Source organism: Methanococcoides burtonii DSM 6242, from assembly GCF_000013725.1.
Lineage (GTDB): Archaea > Halobacteriota > Methanosarcinia > Methanosarcinales > Methanosarcinaceae > Methanococcoides > Methanococcoides burtonii.
On sequence record NC_007955.1, the window covers coordinates 2398983 to 2415851 of the forward strand.

The following is a 16869-nucleotide window of genomic DNA, read 5'->3' on the forward strand; positions in this document are numbered from 1 at the left end:
GCAGAGAGTGTATTTAGTTCTTCTCGTCTTTGAATTCAATGTGCCAGTGTTCTCCGCTACAGAAGGGTTTGTTCTTTGAAGCACCACACCTGCAAAGGGTAAAATGCTCTTTTGGTTCGGAGGTATTTCCATCGGGATCATCGAACTCTATCCTGCCTACGGCATCATATGGTCCATCCTTTGTGACCGTGATGCCAGGTTTTCGATCAACATCTTTGTGCAGGACTCCATCCTTTGTGTAACTAAGGGCACCTGAAGGGCACATCTCTACGACCCTGATTATATCTTTTACACTTGCACCATCAGGATCGACCCATGGTTCTTCTTTCATTCTAAAAACGGTTGGAAGATTGTTTGTACAGTATCCACGATGGGAGCATACACCCCTGTTGTCATGGATAGTAATATCCTTTCCAACATAGGTATCGACCTTGTCAGGTTGTCTGCCTTCTACCTTTTCGCCAGTGAATCCCACTTTTAAATGTGTTCCGTCACAGAACGGTTTGTTCGAAGAATGGCCACAGCGACAAAGGGCTACCATTGACTGCGGTTCGAAAGTATCTCCCTTTGAGTTCTTCAGGTCGTTCAGTTCCTTTGCAATATATGGTCCGTTCGTTGATGGCTGGATGGATGTCTTGTTCTCTGTCATTTATTAAACCCCCTAAATTAAAATGATCATTCTTTTTCTATATGCACGTCCAGTTGTGGATATGGGATCTCGATGCCTTCTTCTTTGTATGCTTTCAGGATGCCGTTCGTCAATGCACCCTTTACTCCCCAGTAATCCGCTGTATTTGTCCATGCCCGAAGTTGCAGGTTCACTGATGAATCTGTGAGTGCAGTTGTCACGACAGCTGGTGCAGGGTCTGCATGGACCATTGGATTCTCTTTCATAAGCTTCATGGCAACTTTTAATGCATCTTCGGGTTTGGTATCGTAGCTGACTCCCACATCAACATCGACTCTTCGGGTGGGCATTCTTGTTGCATTGACAATAGGGCTTCCCCATACCAGTTTATTTGGTATTGTGATGAGCTTGTTGTCCGGAGTAAGCAGGTCGGTCGCCATGATACCTACCTCATGTACGGTTCCTGAATATCCTGTTACTTCCAAGTACTCTCCTTTATCGAAAGGTCGAAGTGTGGCGATCCAGACACCGGCTGCAATATTTGTCAATGTATCCTGCATTCCAAAACCAAGGATCAGTCCTATGACTGCTGAAAGTCCGACAATGACCGAGCTAATGTCAGGTCCAAGCATTGATACTGTTGCAAGAATGACTGCGACATAGAGAAGTGCAAGAATGAATTTAGACAGGAATTCTACAATAAGTTCCGGTAGATTCGTTTTCTGCAATCCGTTCTTGAATATTTTTATGAGGACTTTTGCAACAATGATGCCTAATACGAGTACTATCAATGCTGATAAAAGGTCAAAATATGTCAATTCCATGTATGGTATGTTTTGTGATAACGTTGTACCAACTCCCCAATTTGTTTAATAGTTAATGTTTTGTGGTCATCGTAGATATATGGTATCTTTCCACTTCCAAAATGCTTCTTCTTCTAATATCAATATTTGAAGATCTTCTTGTATTCCTCCTTAATATTCATTGACAAAATGTTTTTATAGAATAAATTCGATGTAGGGGCTGACTCCAAACGAGGAGGTGTGTCCAATTCCACTCCTCCTCCAACTCATTCATATCATTTATTTTTCTGTTCCATATTCCATTAATGTGTCGCATGATTACGTTTTTTATTTTGGGGTCTATTAGTTTTTTCTTGTATATTCTCTATTCTAGGCAGGGCGATATATCGTCACAAGTTCTCATTGGTATTCATACGCGTCATTTAACTCAAAAACCTTATATATAAATATGAATATTAGAAAAACCAACTATTCGATTATCTAAAGATACGGTAATCGAATCTTGGATTGCCCAAGTTATGATCTTAAAAATTACGGAGGTGCATTGTGGATAAAACAAAACAAATAATAGAGTTGCGTCTTGAAATTGACTATCTTAAAAGAAAAATAGAAAGCAACATTGTCGGTCAGTTCGTTGAAAAAGATGATATTTGTTTGAACAAAACCGCAAATAAGGCTATTCATTTTATAAAGCGTGAAGGGGAGGTCATGCCTTCCAATCTTGCAAAATATCTGGAGATCAAGAAAAGTAGTGCCACAAGCCTGATCGATTCTCTTGAAACTGAGGGGCTTGTTTATCGAAAGGATGATCCGTCTGATCGCAGGAAAACATTATTGGGTCTTACTGAAAATGGGCTAGAACGATCTAAATATATGATCGATAAAATGTGCAGTGTTGCATCAGAATGTATGTCCGATCTGAGCGATGAGGATATTGATGAAGCACTAAATGCACTGAAGATCCTCGTCAAATTCCATACACATATGCACTCTAATACTCCTTTGTTCCTTGAGAAGATGGCTCAGGAAAAATGTTCGGATAACTCATAAGGAGGTAGTCATCATAAAGAACTTATTCGAAAAACTGGGCGTCTTTATTGAGAGCAACACTATCCCTATAATATTAGTAGCCTTATTGCTCGTCCTTGTCTCTGTCCAGGGTGCACAGAACATTACTATGGAATCCGGAACTGATACATTTGTTGAGAAAACTTCCCAACTGTATCAGGATTTTGATCACCTCTATATGAACATCTTCGGCATTGAAGCCATTGTTGTCATAGTTGAGGATGGGCAGGTGAGTGATCCTGCTGCACTGCAGGCAATGGACCGGTTCGAACACATGACATTGTCGCTTCCCGGAGTTGTAGGGGTTCAAAGTGCGACCTCTGTCATCAAGGATGCCAATTACAAGGTGAACGGTGAAGCAGCATTGCCGGAAGATGAGGCAGAACTTGCAGCATTGATAAGGGACTATGTGCCGGAGGGATTGATGCCTGATGCAACTCATGCACTTATGTATGTGGAGATGGCAGGCTCAACCTCGGACGAACAGAAACAGGAGATCTTGCGTGAACTTGAGGTTTCGGTCTCAATGGCAGAATTCCCTCCTGACTATAATGTAGTGGTTACCGGAGAACCGGCTTTCATGGTTTCCATGAACAATGCAATGATGTCCAGCATGGCAGTATTGCTTGGTCTTTCAGTCATATTGATGGTCGTTGTTCTCTACCTCGTATTCGGTCATGTCAGATGGAGGCTTATGCCATTGGCAATCGTGCTACTGGGTATCATCTATACGTTCGGAGCTATGGGTTATCTTGAGATACCCATGACCATGGTTTCAATGGCAGCTTTCCCTGTATTGATAGGGCTTGGCATTGATTATGCCATTCAGTTCCATAATCGTATCGAAGAAGAACTTGAACGGGGTGAATCTCCTGAGGCCGCTGTGGTGGATACTATCAAGCACACTGGCCCTGCTGTTCTGATCGCACTTATTATTACTGCACTGGGTTTTTTCTCCCTTCTTACTTCCAGTGTACCTATGATACAGGATTTTGCAAAATTGCTTCTCATAGGTATTGCGATGTGTTTCCTTGCATCCCTGTTTGTCGGAGTGACAGTAATATATGGTCTTAATCACATGCAATCGATACGTAAAGAGAAATTTGCAAAATTATTTTCAAATGGAAAAAGCAAGTCGAAAGCATCTTCTTCCACTCAGGATACTAAGCCTGATCTTATGGAAAGGTTGCTTGGAAGTACTACCACCTTCACTCTAAAGCATCCTTTTCTGATACTTTTTATAGCTCTTCTCACCTGTAGTGCTGGCTTGGTGGCTGATACTCAAGTAGGTATCCAGACAGATACGGAGTCGTTCGTTCCGCAGGACCTTCCTGCACTGATAGACCTTGGGCACCTTTCTGATATCACTGGTGGTGAGGACCAGTTCAACATAATTATAAAGACTAATAATGTGGCTGATCCCGAACTTCTGCAATGGATGGATGAGTTTGCCGAGCATGAGGTCGATAGTCGAAGCAATATTCTCGGGGCGGAGAGTATGGCCTCTGTCATCAGTTCAATGAATGGTGGCGTTATTCCCGACAGTGAAGCTGAGGTAAATGCCCTGTATGATCAGATGCCTGCTCAGCAGAAAGAGCGTTTCATGTATGGTGGGAATATGCTCTTGCTGAATCTGAACATTGGTGATGCAATGGGCAGTCTTGGTATGGAGGGCATTGAAGCTCTTATCGATGTTGTCGAGGATGATATGGTGTGGATGGCTCCGCCACCGGGTGTATCTGCAACGATAACTGGAAGCAATGTGGTCTTTACAGAAGTCATCGGTGCCCTCACATCCGGAAGAGTCTTTATGACCTATCTTGGCCTTGGTCTGGTATTTGGAGGATTACTTTTGATCTATCGTGATCTTCTCAAAGCGCTTGTGCCTGTTATTACTATGTTCATGGTCGTTGGCTGGTCAGGTGGTCTGATGTATCTTCTGGGTATGGATTATACACCAATGACAGCTACACTGGGTGCGCTCATTCTTGGAGTTGGTTCCGAGTATGCTGTGCTGATGATGGAGAGATATTTCGAGGAAAAAGAGAAAGGTGCTACTCCTGAGGAAGCTATGTCGGAAGCGGGTACCAAGATCGGTAAAGCCATTATCACTTCAGGCCTTACTACGCTGTTTGGATTTTGTGCATTGGCAGTGTCTGATTTCGATATAATTAGCAGCTTTGGTATTATAACTGTGATAGATGTGGGGCTTGCTTTGTTCGCAACGTTTGTCATCTTCCCGCCTGTGATGGTATCGCTTGACAATTTCCGTGAAAAGAGGAAAGCAGCAAAAACATTACTTGATGGATCATTTGAAAATGAAGGACTGGATCGAGAAATCGGTACTTATGGCAATGAACCGGGGGCTGATGCCTTTTGATGATGAATTGTAAATATACAAAAAAACAGAAATATGTTAATTCAGCGGTCATGCTAACATTCTTGTTGGCCATGGCTTTGCTTGTTCTGGCAGCTTCTCCTTTAGCGGAAGCAAAAGAGTTCATTCAGCCGAATCATGAATTTTCCACCAATTATTATGACGGATACGGCGAACCGGATATCTATGCTTCCGTTCTGGGGGACGTTGAGTTTGAACGAGGAGAGACTGCGCAGGTGCGTGTTGTTCTTTCCAACAGAGGTGTTTTGCATGGCTTTAAGGCAAGGGGTAATGTGGGGACGGATGAGGGATTGCATTCCTTGTCCTTAAAGGAGCTTGAATATGAGTCATTGAGGACCACAGCATTCGGCATTAAGGCTGAAATGATATCTTCTACAGATCATATAGAGGTAGATCCGATCACGAGCGTCCAGACTCTTGAAAAGCTTTCGCCAGGTGTGCTTCCTGATGATCCTATGTCCTTTACTATAACTATCTCTGACAATGCTCCGGCAGGCAGCTATATGATTTTGCTCCCTGTGAGCTATGAATTCCAGGATGAGGTGGAGATGACCGATGGAATTACTATCAGGATCGGTTTGCCTGATGTTGATCATACTTCTTTCTATAAGATAAGGAATACAACGCTTCAGATCCCGGTTATCATCGAACCTTCTGCAAAGTTTGTGGTTTCTGAGGTCGAAGGTGAACTTACGTCAGGAAAATCTGGTACTATCAATGTGACCTATACGAATATCGGTGAGGTTGAAGCATATGATGCATATGCCCGCATCATTACGATGAAACCTTTGAGCTCTAGCAGATCGGTCGTTAATCTTGGGAACGTTGCTCCTGGCGAGGATAAGACCGTTTCATTCAATGTTGCTTCGGAAATATCTGCTGTCGAGAAGATCTATGGTATCGACAGTGAGATCAAATATCGCAATGATGATGACGAGATCGAGTTTTCGGATAACATCTTTGTTGAGGTTCCGATAAGGTCCAGGGAGTCCAGTATAAGTATCACTCTTGTAGCATTTGCAGGAATTCTATTGCTGGTTATCTACATGGGCTACAATACTTTAAGGAAGGCTAAAAAAGCTAAATAATGTTTTGAAATTATCTACTTTACAATATCAAGAGGACTAATTATGGTGAAAATGACCGATTCCAGATATGCTTTGCCAATTATGGCTTCACTTGCGGTATTGCTCCTTTGTGCAATTCCGGCAAGTGCTGAGTTTACGGCAGCGAATGCTGAACTTCCTGATTTCTTCAATTTTGATGAGAACTACTATACTGTATATGGTGGCCCTGATGTGACTGCAACCCTTGTGGGTGACAATAAATTTGAGCGCGGTGATTCCGTGACTTTGAACATCGATCTTATGAACAAAGGTCTTATTACAGGATTTAGATCTGAGGAAGATAGTACTTTCCTGAGTACTCTGGAACAGAAATTACAAAATACAGAAATGTCGTATGAATCCCAGCGTACTACTGCAATTGGTATTGTGGCGGTTCTAACATCTCTTGATCCGGATGTTGATGTCAAGTCCGGTCCTCAGGAAGCTGGAACCCTTGTTTCAGGCCAGCAGACAGAGTCTCCTGTACAGTTCAATATCGAAATATCAAATAATGCAGTGTCTGGAAATTACCCTATGCGTCTGGACCTTTATTATGGATACCAGAAGAATGTGCAGATAAATGGTGACAATGAGACCAACCTTGGTATCACTAATATGGAGGTTGGCCTATGGTATGATGTTGGTGGGCAGAATACAACTTTCAATATCCTCGTAGAGGATGAAGCAAGGTTCGAAGTTACCAATGTTACCGGTGACCTATATCCTGATTCGGAGAGTATGGTCTATGTTACTTACAAGAATGTAGGCGATCTTCCAGCAAAGGATGCTACTGTAAGGATAAGTGCAGCTGATCCGTTCAGTACTACCGATGATCAGGCATTTTTGGGTACGCTTGGATCTGGTGAGAGCACAGTTGCAATTTTTAAGCTTAAGGTCGATGAACTTGCAGTTCCAAAGGCTTATGCTTTGAATAGCGAGGTCAAGTATGAGGATATAAAGGGACATGACCAGACATCTGATACTGTGAAGATCAAGACCGATGTACTTTCTACATCTGCAAAGTCCGATGGCTCTAATACGATGGTGATCATTGGTGCAGGTGTGGTCATAGTGCTTGCCGCTGCAGGATATTTTGTTTATCGAAGCAGGGTTTCAAAGAAAGATGGCGATGAGTGATCTTATCGCCTTTATTTTTGAAGTGTTCTTTTTTATTGTGATGTTTGATGTTTTGATCTGATATGACATCACTAATAAGTATAGTATGATATTATTATGGTTGAAATCACTTATATATTAGAAATGACATGGTATCACAAACTTTAAAGCAGCTAATTTAATTTAGATAATCTATATTACATCACACTTTTATTTTAGCCCGATAGGGAGGGAAATCAAAAATTGAGTCAGCCTTGTGTTAATATTGGCATGGTGGGTCATGTCGATCATGGAAAAACAACGCTTGTAAGCGCACTGTCTGGTGTATGGACAGATACGCACAGTGAAGAAATGAAGCGTGGTATATCTATTAGATTAGGGTATGCAGATACCACTTTCAGGAAGTGTCCTACCTGCCCAGAGCCACAGAATCTTAGTGTTGCTAAGACCTGTGAGCACTGTGGGACAAAAACGGAAGAGATCCGTACAGTGTCATTTGTAGATTCCCCTGGTCACGAGACCTTGATGGCAACAATGCTCTCAGGAGCTGCTATTATGGATGGAGCTATTCTTGTCATTGCTGCGAACGAGGAATGTCCTCAGCCACAGACAAAGGAACATCTGATGGCTCTGAACATCATCGGTATCAAGAATATCGTGATCGTGCAGAATAAGATAGACCTTGTTCCAAAGGAAAAGGTCATTGAGCATTACCATCAGATCAAGGAATTCGTTAAAGGAACGGTTGCAGAGGATGCACCGGTTGTTCCGATCTCCGCACAGCAGAATATCAATATTGATGTTCTCATCAGCGCGATGAACGAAATGATTCCAACTCCAGTACAAAAACTTGATAAACCTGCACACTTACTTATTGCAAGGTCTTTCGATATCAACAAACCTGGAACACCTATTGATAAGATCTCTGGTGGCGTTATTGGTGGAACCCTTACAGCAGGTACACTAAAAGCAGGTGATGATATTGAGATACGTCCAGGACGTAAGGTCGAGAGTGAGAATGCTGTTAGGTGGGAACCTATCTTCACCAACATCAATCTTATAATTGCAGGGAAGGAAAAGGTTGATGAGGCAACTCCTGGTGGATTGCTTGCATTGGGTACCGGTCTGGACCCAAGTATCACAAAGAGTGATTCCCTTACTGGACAGGTTGCAGGCGTACCTGGTACATTGCCGCCAACACGTGACTCGTTCACTCTTGAACTGAAGTTGCTTGAACGTGTAGTGGGTGTGTCTGATGAGGAGTCTATTGGTAAGATCAAGACCAGTGAACCTCTTATGCTCAATGTCGGTACTGCAACTACTGTGGGTATCGTTACTAGTGCACGTGAGGATGTCGCAGAGGCAAAGTTAAAGCGTCCGGTATGTGCTGAGGTTGGCTCCATGGTAGCTATCAGCAGGCGTATTGGTTCACGCTGGCGACTTATTGGCGTTGGAGTAATCAAAGATTGAAGGTTATAATCGATACGAACGGTTTCATGATACCGGTTCAGTTCAAAGTGGATATCTTTGGTGAACTGGGACGTCTCGGGTACGATGAGTTTATTGTGCCTCAGGCGGTCGTCAACGAGCTCAAGTCCCTGGTCAAGAAGTATAGGGGTGAGAACAAAACCGCAGCAAAAGTTGGACTTTCGTTATCCGATAGATGTACTCTCTTGGATAGAGCAGGGATTGCGGACGATATCATCCTTCAGCTTGCTCTTGATATGGATGCAGCAGTGCTGACAAACGATGTTGGTCTGGTAAAGCGTCTTAATGATGCGAATGCTACCGTTGTGCGTTTACGCCAGAAGAACCGTTTAGATATAACACGATGATCATATTATAATTGCAGTGGCAGTTTAAATTAATACAGGGCATATTGGAGATCGAGATATGTATAAAAGGATGAAACTTAAGGATACGATCCGTGTGGCTCCCCGTCTGTTGGGCGAAGATGTAGGAGTTAGCGTAAAGGATGCGTTAAAGGAGAAGCTTGAGGGCAGGGTCGATAAGGCACTGGGCTCCATTGTCGCTATCACTGATATTGAAGAAGTGGGTGAAGGGCATATCCTTGTAGGAGACGGAGCTGTCTATTACGATGTGATCTTCGAAGCTATCATATTCATCCCACAGCTTCAAGAGGTTATTGAAGGTCTGGTAGTAGAGACTGTAGAATTTGGTGCTTTTGTAAGCATTGGAGCTATGGATGGTCTTTTACACGTTAGCCAGATCACTGATGATTTTATGTCCTATGATGGTAAGAATGGCAGGCTTATTAGCAAGGTCGGAAATCGTACTCTTTCAGAAGGTGACAAAGTGCGTGCCCGTATCGTTGCTGTGAGCACCAACGAGAGAGAGCCAAGGGATAGTAAGATCGGATTGACAATGCGCCAGCATGCTCTGGGCAGACTTGAATGGCTTGAAGATGCACGCAAGCCCAAGTCCGATGAATCTAAGAATAAAGATGAATAAACCGGGGTGTTTTTAAATGGTAGATCAGGTATGCCGTGAATGTCACAGGATCGTTTCAGGTCAGACATGTCCTGTTTGCGCTTCAAGTAATTTGAGTGATGACTGGAGCGGACTTGTCATTATCGTTGATCCTCAACGTTCCATAATAGCAGAGATGATCGGTGTTGAAGTTGCCGATAAATACGCTTTGAAGGTGCGGTAAGTTGGGTTTGCAAATTTCCTTGCCAGATAGCCTTCGGCCTCTTTTAAGGAAACCTTTCGGGGTCTTATATACAGGTATTGGCAGTGATGCTGTCAAAAGTCTTGTAAAGGATCTCAATAATCCCACAAAACTTATATCTGTGGGCGATGTTACTACTTTCCACTTGCTAGATTCCAATATCATTCCAGATATACTTATCGTGGATGATAGGACAAAAAGGGCACCAGCTTCATCACAGGTCGTATTTGGAACAAAACATAAGGGTTTCGCTGAGATAACAGTGGATAATCCTCCCGGGGTAATAACCGAGGATCTGATCAACGTGATAAGCGATGCGATCGTGTCTGACAAAAATGTCCGAATATTCGTACAAGGCGAAGAAGATCTTGCAGCTTTGCCTGCGATACTAATGGCGCCTCTGAATTCGGTGGTCCTTTATGGCCAACCGGACGAAGGTGTAATGCTTGTAAGGGTTACAGAATCCCTTAAAGCAGAACTTAAGGATCTATTTGATAAGATCCTTGAAAAACAAGATCATAAAGAACAGTTATTACATAATGTGCGGAGGAAATTAAATGGATATTAATATCATTGAAGACAAAAACAATGCGCTTCTCAACAGGCATGAAGTGAAGTTCGATGCAACATTCAAAGGTTCCACACCTTCAAGGCTTGATGTCAGGGGCAAACTGGCTGCAATGCTTAACGTACCTCTTGAGCTTGTCATCCTTCAGAAGTTCGAGAACACCTACGGAATGTCTGCAGCAAATGGATATGCAAAGATCTACGAAGATGCAGCTCGTATGAAGGTCGTAGAGAAAGAATATGTCCTCAAGAGAAACGAACTTCCTGAGGCAGAAGTTGTAGAAGAAGCAGGTGAGTAAACATGGCTGTTAAAGACTACTATAAAGTAAACGGCGAATCCATTGAAAGGCTAAGGCAGTTCTGCCCACGCTGTGGCGATGGTGTTTATCTTGCAGACCACAAGGACAGACTTACCTGTGGTAAATGCGGATACACTGAGTTCAAGAAATAATATTTAAAAATGGCATCACCATTGAATGTGATGCCTTTTTTTTTAGTTTTTTTTCAATAACCTGTTCTAACAGCTTCTGCTGTGTCCACTTTTAATTCATTTGATAGCTTTCTCTTCTTTGTAATTGTGAAGTGCAAGCTCAATGGTCGCATGAAGACTATTCTCTTCAAAAGGTTTGATAATATATCCATAAGGATTTGTCCTTTTAGCTCTCTCTAATATCTTCTCATCAGAATAGGCAGTGAGGAATACTACCGGGACCTCAAATCGCTTTCGTATCTGATCTGCAGCCTCGACTCCATCCATATCCCCTTTTAGCATAATGTCCATCAGTACAAGATCTGGAAATGTTATCTCTGCTTTACTGATCGCTTCTTCTCCCGATGATGCGATACTGGGGACAAGGTATCCAAGGTTCTTAAGCATCTTCTTAATACCTAATGCGACAATCTTTTCGTCTTCCACTATCAGTATCTTAATCTGGCTCATTATTCACCCTCTCTCAATATTTTTCTTCTGTAAATTGGATTATGAACTTTGTTCCATTGTCCCTTTTAAGTTCAATGTCACCGCCGATCTGCTCAACAAGGTTAGTCACAAGTTGGAGCCCAAGTGATTCAGTGTCCCTGAAATCAATGTCTTCTGAGATGCCATTTCCATTGTCGCTAACTGTTAACATAAATTCATCCCCGAAGTTCTCAATATCTACTGATATGATCCCTTTCTCGTTTTCGTCCTTATCCCCGAATGCATATTTTAGTGAATTAGAAACAAGTTCGTTAATAATAATGCCAAGCGGTACTGCAGTATCCATGTTCAGGAACACATCAGCAACATCAAGGTCGATAGTGATGTTCCTGTTGCCGATCACGTATGATTGGGAAAGGTAATTAATAAGATTCTTTGTATAATCTACAAAATCTATACTTTCCATATCCTCTGACTGATACAATTTTTCATGGACAAGCGCCATTGTCCTGACTCTATCCTGACTGTTCTTAAAAGCATCCCTTACCTTTTCATCTTTGAACTTATCTGATTCCAGGTACAATAGTGTTGATATCACCTGCAGGTTATTCTTGATGCGGTGGTGTATCTCTTTCTTGCGGATTTCCTCGATCTTCAACAATGCTTCTTCTGCACGCTTCCTCTCATCGATATTCACAATGATGCCCTGTAGATGATCCACATTTCCGTCGATGTCACGTCGGATAAAGGTCCTCTCGTCAGCCCAAAGGATTTGTCCATATTTAGTAAGTATCCGATATTCAATGGTAAACTCATTTGCTCCTTCATCACATTTTTTCTGTAGCTGTTCCTCCACTCTTGGAAGGTCCTTTGGGTAAACCAGATCTGAATAAGTTACTTTGCCGGCTGAGAAATCCTCAAGGGAATAGCCAAACTGTGAAATATTACTGGAAACAAATTCAATGGGCCATCCTTTCTCTGCTCGCCACTTAAAAACAACAACCGGACTACTCTCAATGACTCTTTCCATCTCTTCTTTCATCTGGTTGGAACGTTCAAGCTCCTTTGCATATCTTATCAGTTCTTCTTCTGCTTTTTTTCGTTCAGTGGTAGCTTTGTAAAGGGACTGCCTTGTAATCTCAATACCGTCTGTAAGGATCCTGAAATCCCCTTCTCCTTTTAGATTGATCTTATGGGTAAAATCCTCATTTTGAAATGAGGTCAGAACTGCATTTGATTCATCTATAATGGCATTGAGCTTTGTTGCGAAACTATCTAGTGTATCTCCAATATGTTTGAACTCTCCCTTAAGGTCGGTCGGCATACGGGTCTGGAGTTCGCCCTTTGCAAGTTCATTAGTGACTCGCATGGTTTCTGTCATAGGTCTTGTAAAAGCATCGAGAATCTCATTCAAACCCAGGGGTATGTTCTTGAAATCTATATCTACTTCGGTATCCGCTCTGGCATGAAGTTGTCCTACAACGGCTGCATCTGACAGATCTTTGAAATCCGCAACGATATCATTGATGGGGCGGGTGACAAACCCTGCGATAAGAGCTGCAAGTCCGGTCATAAAAATAATAGACATTGTAGATATCACAATGAGATTATTACGCAATTCTGTAACACCAGCGAGCATTTCATCCTTTGGCACTACGAGAATAAATGAGAAATTCCCGGTTTTAATAGGCTCATAGAACATCACCACCGTCTTTCCTGTAGTAGGGTCGATGGTATCGATATATCCTGAGCTACCATTCTTTATCTCATCTGCCATGTTGGAAATCTCGGGGATATCGAAATCATAAAGTGTTTTGTAGCCGATCCAGTCCTTCTGTTCAGGTTGTGAGATAAGAATTCCAGTATTCCCGGTCATGAATGCATACCCGGTATCAAATATTTTCACTTCACTGACAACTTCATCAAGGTATGTAAGGGATACATCGGCTCCACCCATGCCGACAAATTCGTCATTTTTGAAAATGGGCGTAACATAGCTTACTATGAACACACCTTCATAAAAATATGGATCAATAATATGGTCGGTCTTTGTCGTTTTTGGTAATTTGTAATAATCAGATTCCTCGTAGTTTAACAATGGATCAATTGCCAGATCCCCATTTATCCTGTTCCAGTATGGTATGAAGCGTCCGGTCTCATCATGTCCTTCTGCATTTATGAAAAGTTGGTCATTGCCATCAAATGCATTTGGTTCATAGCATACATATGTTCCCAGAAGATTCGGGTTGCGTACAGCCACCTCTTTGAGGATCTCATTCACTTCATCTCTATCTGAAGTGCTATAAGCGTTCATGGAATTGGCAATGGTCTGACCGATAACATGATTCGCACGCATATCGCTATTAAAATAGTTGGCGAATCCCCTTGCTTTCTCGATCGATTGTTCGTATGCGAGGTTCACTTCCTGGGATGTGACCGTTGAAATGATCACGGCTGTTGATGTTACCAGCACCAATAGAACACCTGTCACGATGAAGAGAATAAGTTTTGATTTAAGGGATGTGTTCTTCCAGTCCATTTTTCACTCCCTTGTGTTTAGATCTCCGTGATCCTTCTAGAAAGGTTCTGGTAGTGGGTGAAAAGTTCCTCTCCCCATTTACTTGCACTTTCATCAAAGCTCATGATCTTTCTGTGATCATACATTCCTTCTTTGTTGAAGAAACAGAGATATGTGAATCTCTCAGTTACAGAAATGGTGGTAAGTTTTATAGAATCATCACAAACATATAGATCTGCACTTCTTGATCCTGTTATAAGCTCTAATTCTTTAAGACAATCGGTTTTTAGACGCTCAAATACTGTGTCTGTGAATATGAGTGTAAAATCGATCTCTTTTGACAGGAGTTCTACGAATAACCTGGTATAATATGGGTGGAAGTAGGAGATGAACATCTTCACATTCTGTGAGCGTACAAGGTTCTCAGTAAATTCGATTGGCAGGTCGAACATATGATTAAGGTCTGGCTCTATCAACATGCATTGCCCGAGTTCTCCTATGCGGTATGAAAGTGACTCAGGGATGGAAGAAAGGTCACGGGTTGCCCAGTATTCCATATTCTCTTCAATAACTCCGAGTGTCTTTAGCAGGGGTGACATGTTCTTTACTATAATGCGACCTACATCGGATAGCTCATAATCATCAAGTTCGTTCTGGACTATCATGTCCTGTTCTTTGAGTATCTTGATCTGTGGCATCATGGCCTTTGAAGTGACATTTAGTGATGTCTTGATCTGGTCGATGTTCCTTGAACCTTCGGCTAATAATAAGAGTAGGTTCTTTCTTTTTTCAGAAAGCCATATTGTATCACTCAATGATGATCTCATATGTTATCCTCTATAAAATCCTGTATCAACAGAATGATTCTTTTGGTTATCTATAAAGGATGTTCCATTTAAGGAATTGTTTTTTTTAAAAATACCACCGTATTAAGTGGGCTTTATCCGTATATATACCAAAGCCTTTGGAATTTCTCATACCACTGGCAATTTCTTATGCGGTTTGCAATTTCCGATGCCAGTAAGACTTGCAACTCAAATTATGCTATATAACATGTTGTTTTTTTCTTATATGGTGGTGCGGAGTGATATCCTGCTGCCATTTCAATGTGGTCTTATCCATATTGATATAAAGGAGGTTGTAACACGGCAAACGAAGAATTATTCAAAACACTATCCGATGCGGTAGTAAGTTGCAAGAAAGATGAAGTAATCGCTGCAGTAGAAAAGGCAAAAGGTAAGGCTCCAGCAGTAGAACTTATTGACAACGGTCTCGCAGCAGGTATGAACGAAGTTGGTGTACTCTTCGAGAGAGGAAAACTCTTCCTTCCGCACGTTATGATGGCAGCAGACGCAATGTCCGCTGGTGTTGAATTACTTCAGGACGAGCTTGGTGGAAGCGGAGGCGCATCTTCTAAGCTCGGAGTTATTGTAAACGGTACCGTCGAGGGTGACGTTCACGACATCGGTAAGTCAATCGTATCAACAATGCTTCAGGCAGCAGGCTTTGAAGTCCACGACATTGGCAGAGATGTTCCTGTACAGAACTTCATTGACAAGATCAAGGAAACCAACGCAGATATGGTCGGTCTTTCCGCACTTATGACAACAACCCTTCCGGGCCAGAAAGAAGTCATCGAGCTTCTCAAAGAGAACGGACTCAGGGACAAGGTAAAGGTCATGGTCGGTGGCGCACCAGCAACTGATTCATGGGCAAAGAAATGTGGTGCAGACTGCTATGCAGAAAATGCAAGTGAAGCTGTAACAAAAGCAAAAGAATTACTTCTCTGATCGATCGAGGTGTATAATATGGCAACAGAATATTTCTTAAGAATGGGTGACGGTCAGAAGATCTTCATGACAAAGGAAGACATCAGAGCTGACATCGAAGCAGGTAGTGCAGATGCAGCAGACCTTGGTGACATTCCAGCACTTTCTGAAAATGAAATGGATCATATGCTTGATATCATCACTTCACCTGGCAGGATCGTCGGTGTGGAGCCAGGCATGGAAGTTCCTGTAACTCACGATATCGGTGCTATCAGGATCGATGGTGACCAGGGTAACAGTGGTGTAGGTATTCCTGCAAGCAGACTTGTTGGTTCAATGATCCACGAGCGTGCTTTTGGTGCGGATACAATGGAACTTGGTCACATCGACTACAGTTTCAAGCCTGTAAAGCCTGTGATCTCACAGGAATGCCAGACAATGGAGTCCTGCCAGCAGAACATGATCATTCCTATGCTCTATGGCGCAATGCCAAACATGGGTCTTTACTACACTCCTGATGGTCCATTCGAGAACCCTGGTGATCTTATGAAAGCATTCAAGATCTCCGAAGCACAGGATTCTATTTTCGGCATTGTTAACTAAACATAGCTAGCTCTTTATTTCTGTACTTCATCAAAAGAAGAACAGAGTACTTCAGCATTTCAAGACTCTTAGTATAACACTTTGACTTTCTTCTCAATCTTGCCAGAAAGTGCCTGAATATGCTGTTATATCCTTCAACAGTATATGTTTCAGCTTTGGATTGAGTATGAATTTTCTCTGGAAGAAACTCTGCATATGCCCTCCAGTGATCAGTCATCACTTCTCCAATCTCCTTCCCCTTTAACTTTTTCCAGAGCTTTAGTCCTGTTTCCTTCCCCCTGCTACCAAAAGAGCAGTCGATGAACCTTTTTCCATCTCTATCAACAGCAATCCAGATCCAACAATATTTTTTTTGTTCCCGATGTAAGTGTGCATTTCATCTAATTCAACGATCGATATTTCATTTTCGCTCTTTATATCCTCTAATTCACGACCAAACTTCTTTATCCATTTTTGGACAGAAACGTGGCTAACTCCTAATAAACGTCCAATTGAGCGAAATCCTAATCCTTCGAGATAGAGCTGTAAAGCCTGCCGTTTAACAGACATGGGACTAGCAGTTGATTTAATCTCTACTGAATAGCTATACCCACAATCATGGCATTTGTAGCGTTGGCGTCCATCGATTTTACCGTTCTTTTTATGACTTGAGCTCTTGCACCTGGGACAGTTCATGCACAAA

General features: G+C 42.3%; 18 protein-coding genes and 1 pseudogene. 13 read left to right on the forward strand and 6 right to left on the reverse strand.

Going from position 1 to position 16869, the window contains the following annotated elements; translation table 11 throughout:
- Positions 1-13 precede the first annotated feature (13 nt).
- Together MBUR_RS11745 and MBUR_RS11750 are read right to left on the reverse strand one after the other, a co-directional pair.
- Positions 14-649, reverse strand: coding sequence for a CDGSH iron-sulfur domain-containing protein (locus MBUR_RS11745; RefSeq protein WP_011500268.1), 636 nt, complete (start codon positions 647-649; stop codon positions 14-16).
- Between the two features lie 26 nt (positions 650-675).
- Positions 676-1452: a mechanosensitive ion channel family protein gene (locus tag MBUR_RS11750; protein ID WP_011500269.1), complete on the reverse strand. Its 777-nt coding sequence runs from the start codon at positions 1450-1452 to the stop codon at positions 676-678.
- Between the two features lie 525 nt (positions 1453-1977).
- Between MBUR_RS11750 and MBUR_RS11755 the strand changes: the two genes are divergently transcribed.
- From MBUR_RS11755 to MBUR_RS11805, 11 genes are all read left to right on the forward strand, one after another.
- Positions 1978-2481: a MarR family winged helix-turn-helix transcriptional regulator gene (locus tag MBUR_RS11755; RefSeq protein ID WP_011500270.1), complete on the forward strand. Its 504-nt coding sequence runs from the start codon at positions 1978-1980 to the stop codon at positions 2479-2481.
- The gene (locus MBUR_RS11760) at positions 2441-4879 is read left to right on the forward strand and encodes an efflux RND transporter permease subunit (protein WP_011500271.1); all 2439 of its coding nucleotides are present in this window, start codon (positions 2441-2443) and stop codon (positions 4877-4879) included. The genes MBUR_RS11755 and MBUR_RS11760 overlap by 41 nt, the downstream gene beginning before the upstream one ends.
- On the forward strand, positions 4879-5985 hold the full coding sequence (locus MBUR_RS11765; protein ID WP_048063412.1) for a COG1361 S-layer family protein: 1107 nt from the start codon (positions 4879-4881) through the stop codon (positions 5983-5985). The genes MBUR_RS11760 and MBUR_RS11765 overlap by 1 nt, the downstream gene beginning before the upstream one ends.
- Positions 5986-6027: 42 nt before the next feature.
- Positions 6028-7140, forward strand: coding sequence for a COG1361 S-layer family protein (locus tag MBUR_RS11770; RefSeq protein WP_011500273.1), 1113 nt, complete (start codon positions 6028-6030; stop codon positions 7138-7140).
- A 222-nt stretch (positions 7141-7362) separates the two neighbouring features.
- Positions 7363-8589 (forward strand): translation initiation factor IF-2 subunit gamma, encoded by a 1227-nt coding sequence (locus MBUR_RS11775; RefSeq protein ID WP_011500274.1) that lies wholly within the window; start codon positions 7363-7365, stop codon positions 8587-8589.
- Entirely contained in the window at positions 8586-8954 is a 369-nt protein-coding gene (locus MBUR_RS11780) for a DNA-binding protein (protein WP_011500275.1), read from the forward strand. The genes MBUR_RS11775 and MBUR_RS11780 overlap by 4 nt, the downstream gene beginning before the upstream one ends.
- 58 nt (positions 8955-9012) lie before the next feature.
- On the forward strand, positions 9013-9591 hold the full coding sequence (locus MBUR_RS11785; protein ID WP_011500276.1) for a DNA-directed RNA polymerase: 579 nt from the start codon (positions 9013-9015) through the stop codon (positions 9589-9591).
- A gap of 16 nt (positions 9592-9607) precedes the next feature.
- Positions 9608-9793 carry a transcription elongation factor subunit Spt4 gene (gene spt4 / locus MBUR_RS11790; protein WP_011500277.1) on the forward strand — a complete coding sequence of 62 codons (186 nt, stop codon included), beginning with the start codon at positions 9608-9610 and terminating at the stop codon, positions 9791-9793.
- Between the two features lies 1 nt (position 9794).
- Entirely contained in the window at positions 9795-10379 is a 585-nt protein-coding gene (locus MBUR_RS11795; RefSeq protein WP_048063413.1) for a GTP-dependent dephospho-CoA kinase family protein, read from the forward strand.
- Positions 10369-10677 (forward strand): 30S ribosomal protein S24e, encoded by a 309-nt coding sequence (locus MBUR_RS11800; protein ID WP_011500279.1) that lies wholly within the window; start codon positions 10369-10371, stop codon positions 10675-10677. Before MBUR_RS11795 ends, MBUR_RS11800 begins: the two co-directional genes overlap by 11 nt.
- 2 nt (positions 10678-10679) lie before the next feature.
- Complete coding sequence (locus MBUR_RS11805) at positions 10680-10829, forward strand: 30S ribosomal protein S27ae (protein WP_011500280.1); 150 nt, start codon at positions 10680-10682, stop codon at positions 10827-10829.
- A gap of 96 nt (positions 10830-10925) precedes the next feature.
- On the opposite strand, the gene MBUR_RS11810 is transcribed toward MBUR_RS11805, so the two are convergent.
- The 3 genes from MBUR_RS11810 to MBUR_RS11820 are packed head-to-tail and all read right to left on the reverse strand — an operon-like array spanning position 10926 to position 14630.
- Entirely contained in the window at positions 10926-11318 is a 393-nt protein-coding gene (locus MBUR_RS11810) for a response regulator (protein WP_011500281.1), read from the reverse strand.
- 13 nt (positions 11319-11331) lie between these two features.
- Positions 11332-13836 (reverse strand): histidine kinase dimerization/phosphoacceptor domain -containing protein, encoded by a 2505-nt coding sequence (locus MBUR_RS11815; protein ID WP_011500282.1) that lies wholly within the window; start codon positions 13834-13836, stop codon positions 11332-11334.
- A 17-nt stretch (positions 13837-13853) separates the two neighbouring features.
- Positions 13854-14630 (reverse strand): helix-turn-helix transcriptional regulator, encoded by a 777-nt coding sequence (locus MBUR_RS11820; protein ID WP_232221908.1) that lies wholly within the window; start codon positions 14628-14630, stop codon positions 13854-13856.
- Between the two features lie 333 nt (positions 14631-14963).
- On the opposite strand from MBUR_RS11820, the pseudogene mtbC reads away from it, so the two are divergent.
- Both mtbC and MBUR_RS11830 read left to right on the forward strand, forming a co-directional pair.
- Positions 14964-15605 (forward strand): annotated as a pseudogene (gene mtbC / locus MBUR_RS11825) (dimethylamine corrinoid protein MtbC); the annotation flags it as partial.
- Between the two features lie 18 nt (positions 15606-15623).
- Positions 15624-16187, forward strand: a complete 564-nt coding sequence (locus MBUR_RS11830; protein ID WP_083754982.1) for a hypothetical protein — start codon at positions 15624-15626, stop codon at positions 16185-16187.
- Here the strand turns inward: MBUR_RS11830 and MBUR_RS13610 are convergent.
- Positions 16180-16862, reverse strand: a protein-coding gene (locus MBUR_RS13610; protein ID WP_157196689.1) for an IS1 family transposase whose coding sequence is annotated in 2 segments (ribosomal slippage) — positions 16180-16539 and positions 16542-16862 — 681 coding nt in all. Because the reading frame shifts where the segments join, the coding sequence is not laid out codon by codon here. The genes MBUR_RS11830 and MBUR_RS13610 overlap by 8 nt on opposite strands.
- Between the last annotated feature and the right edge of the window lie 7 nt (positions 16863-16869).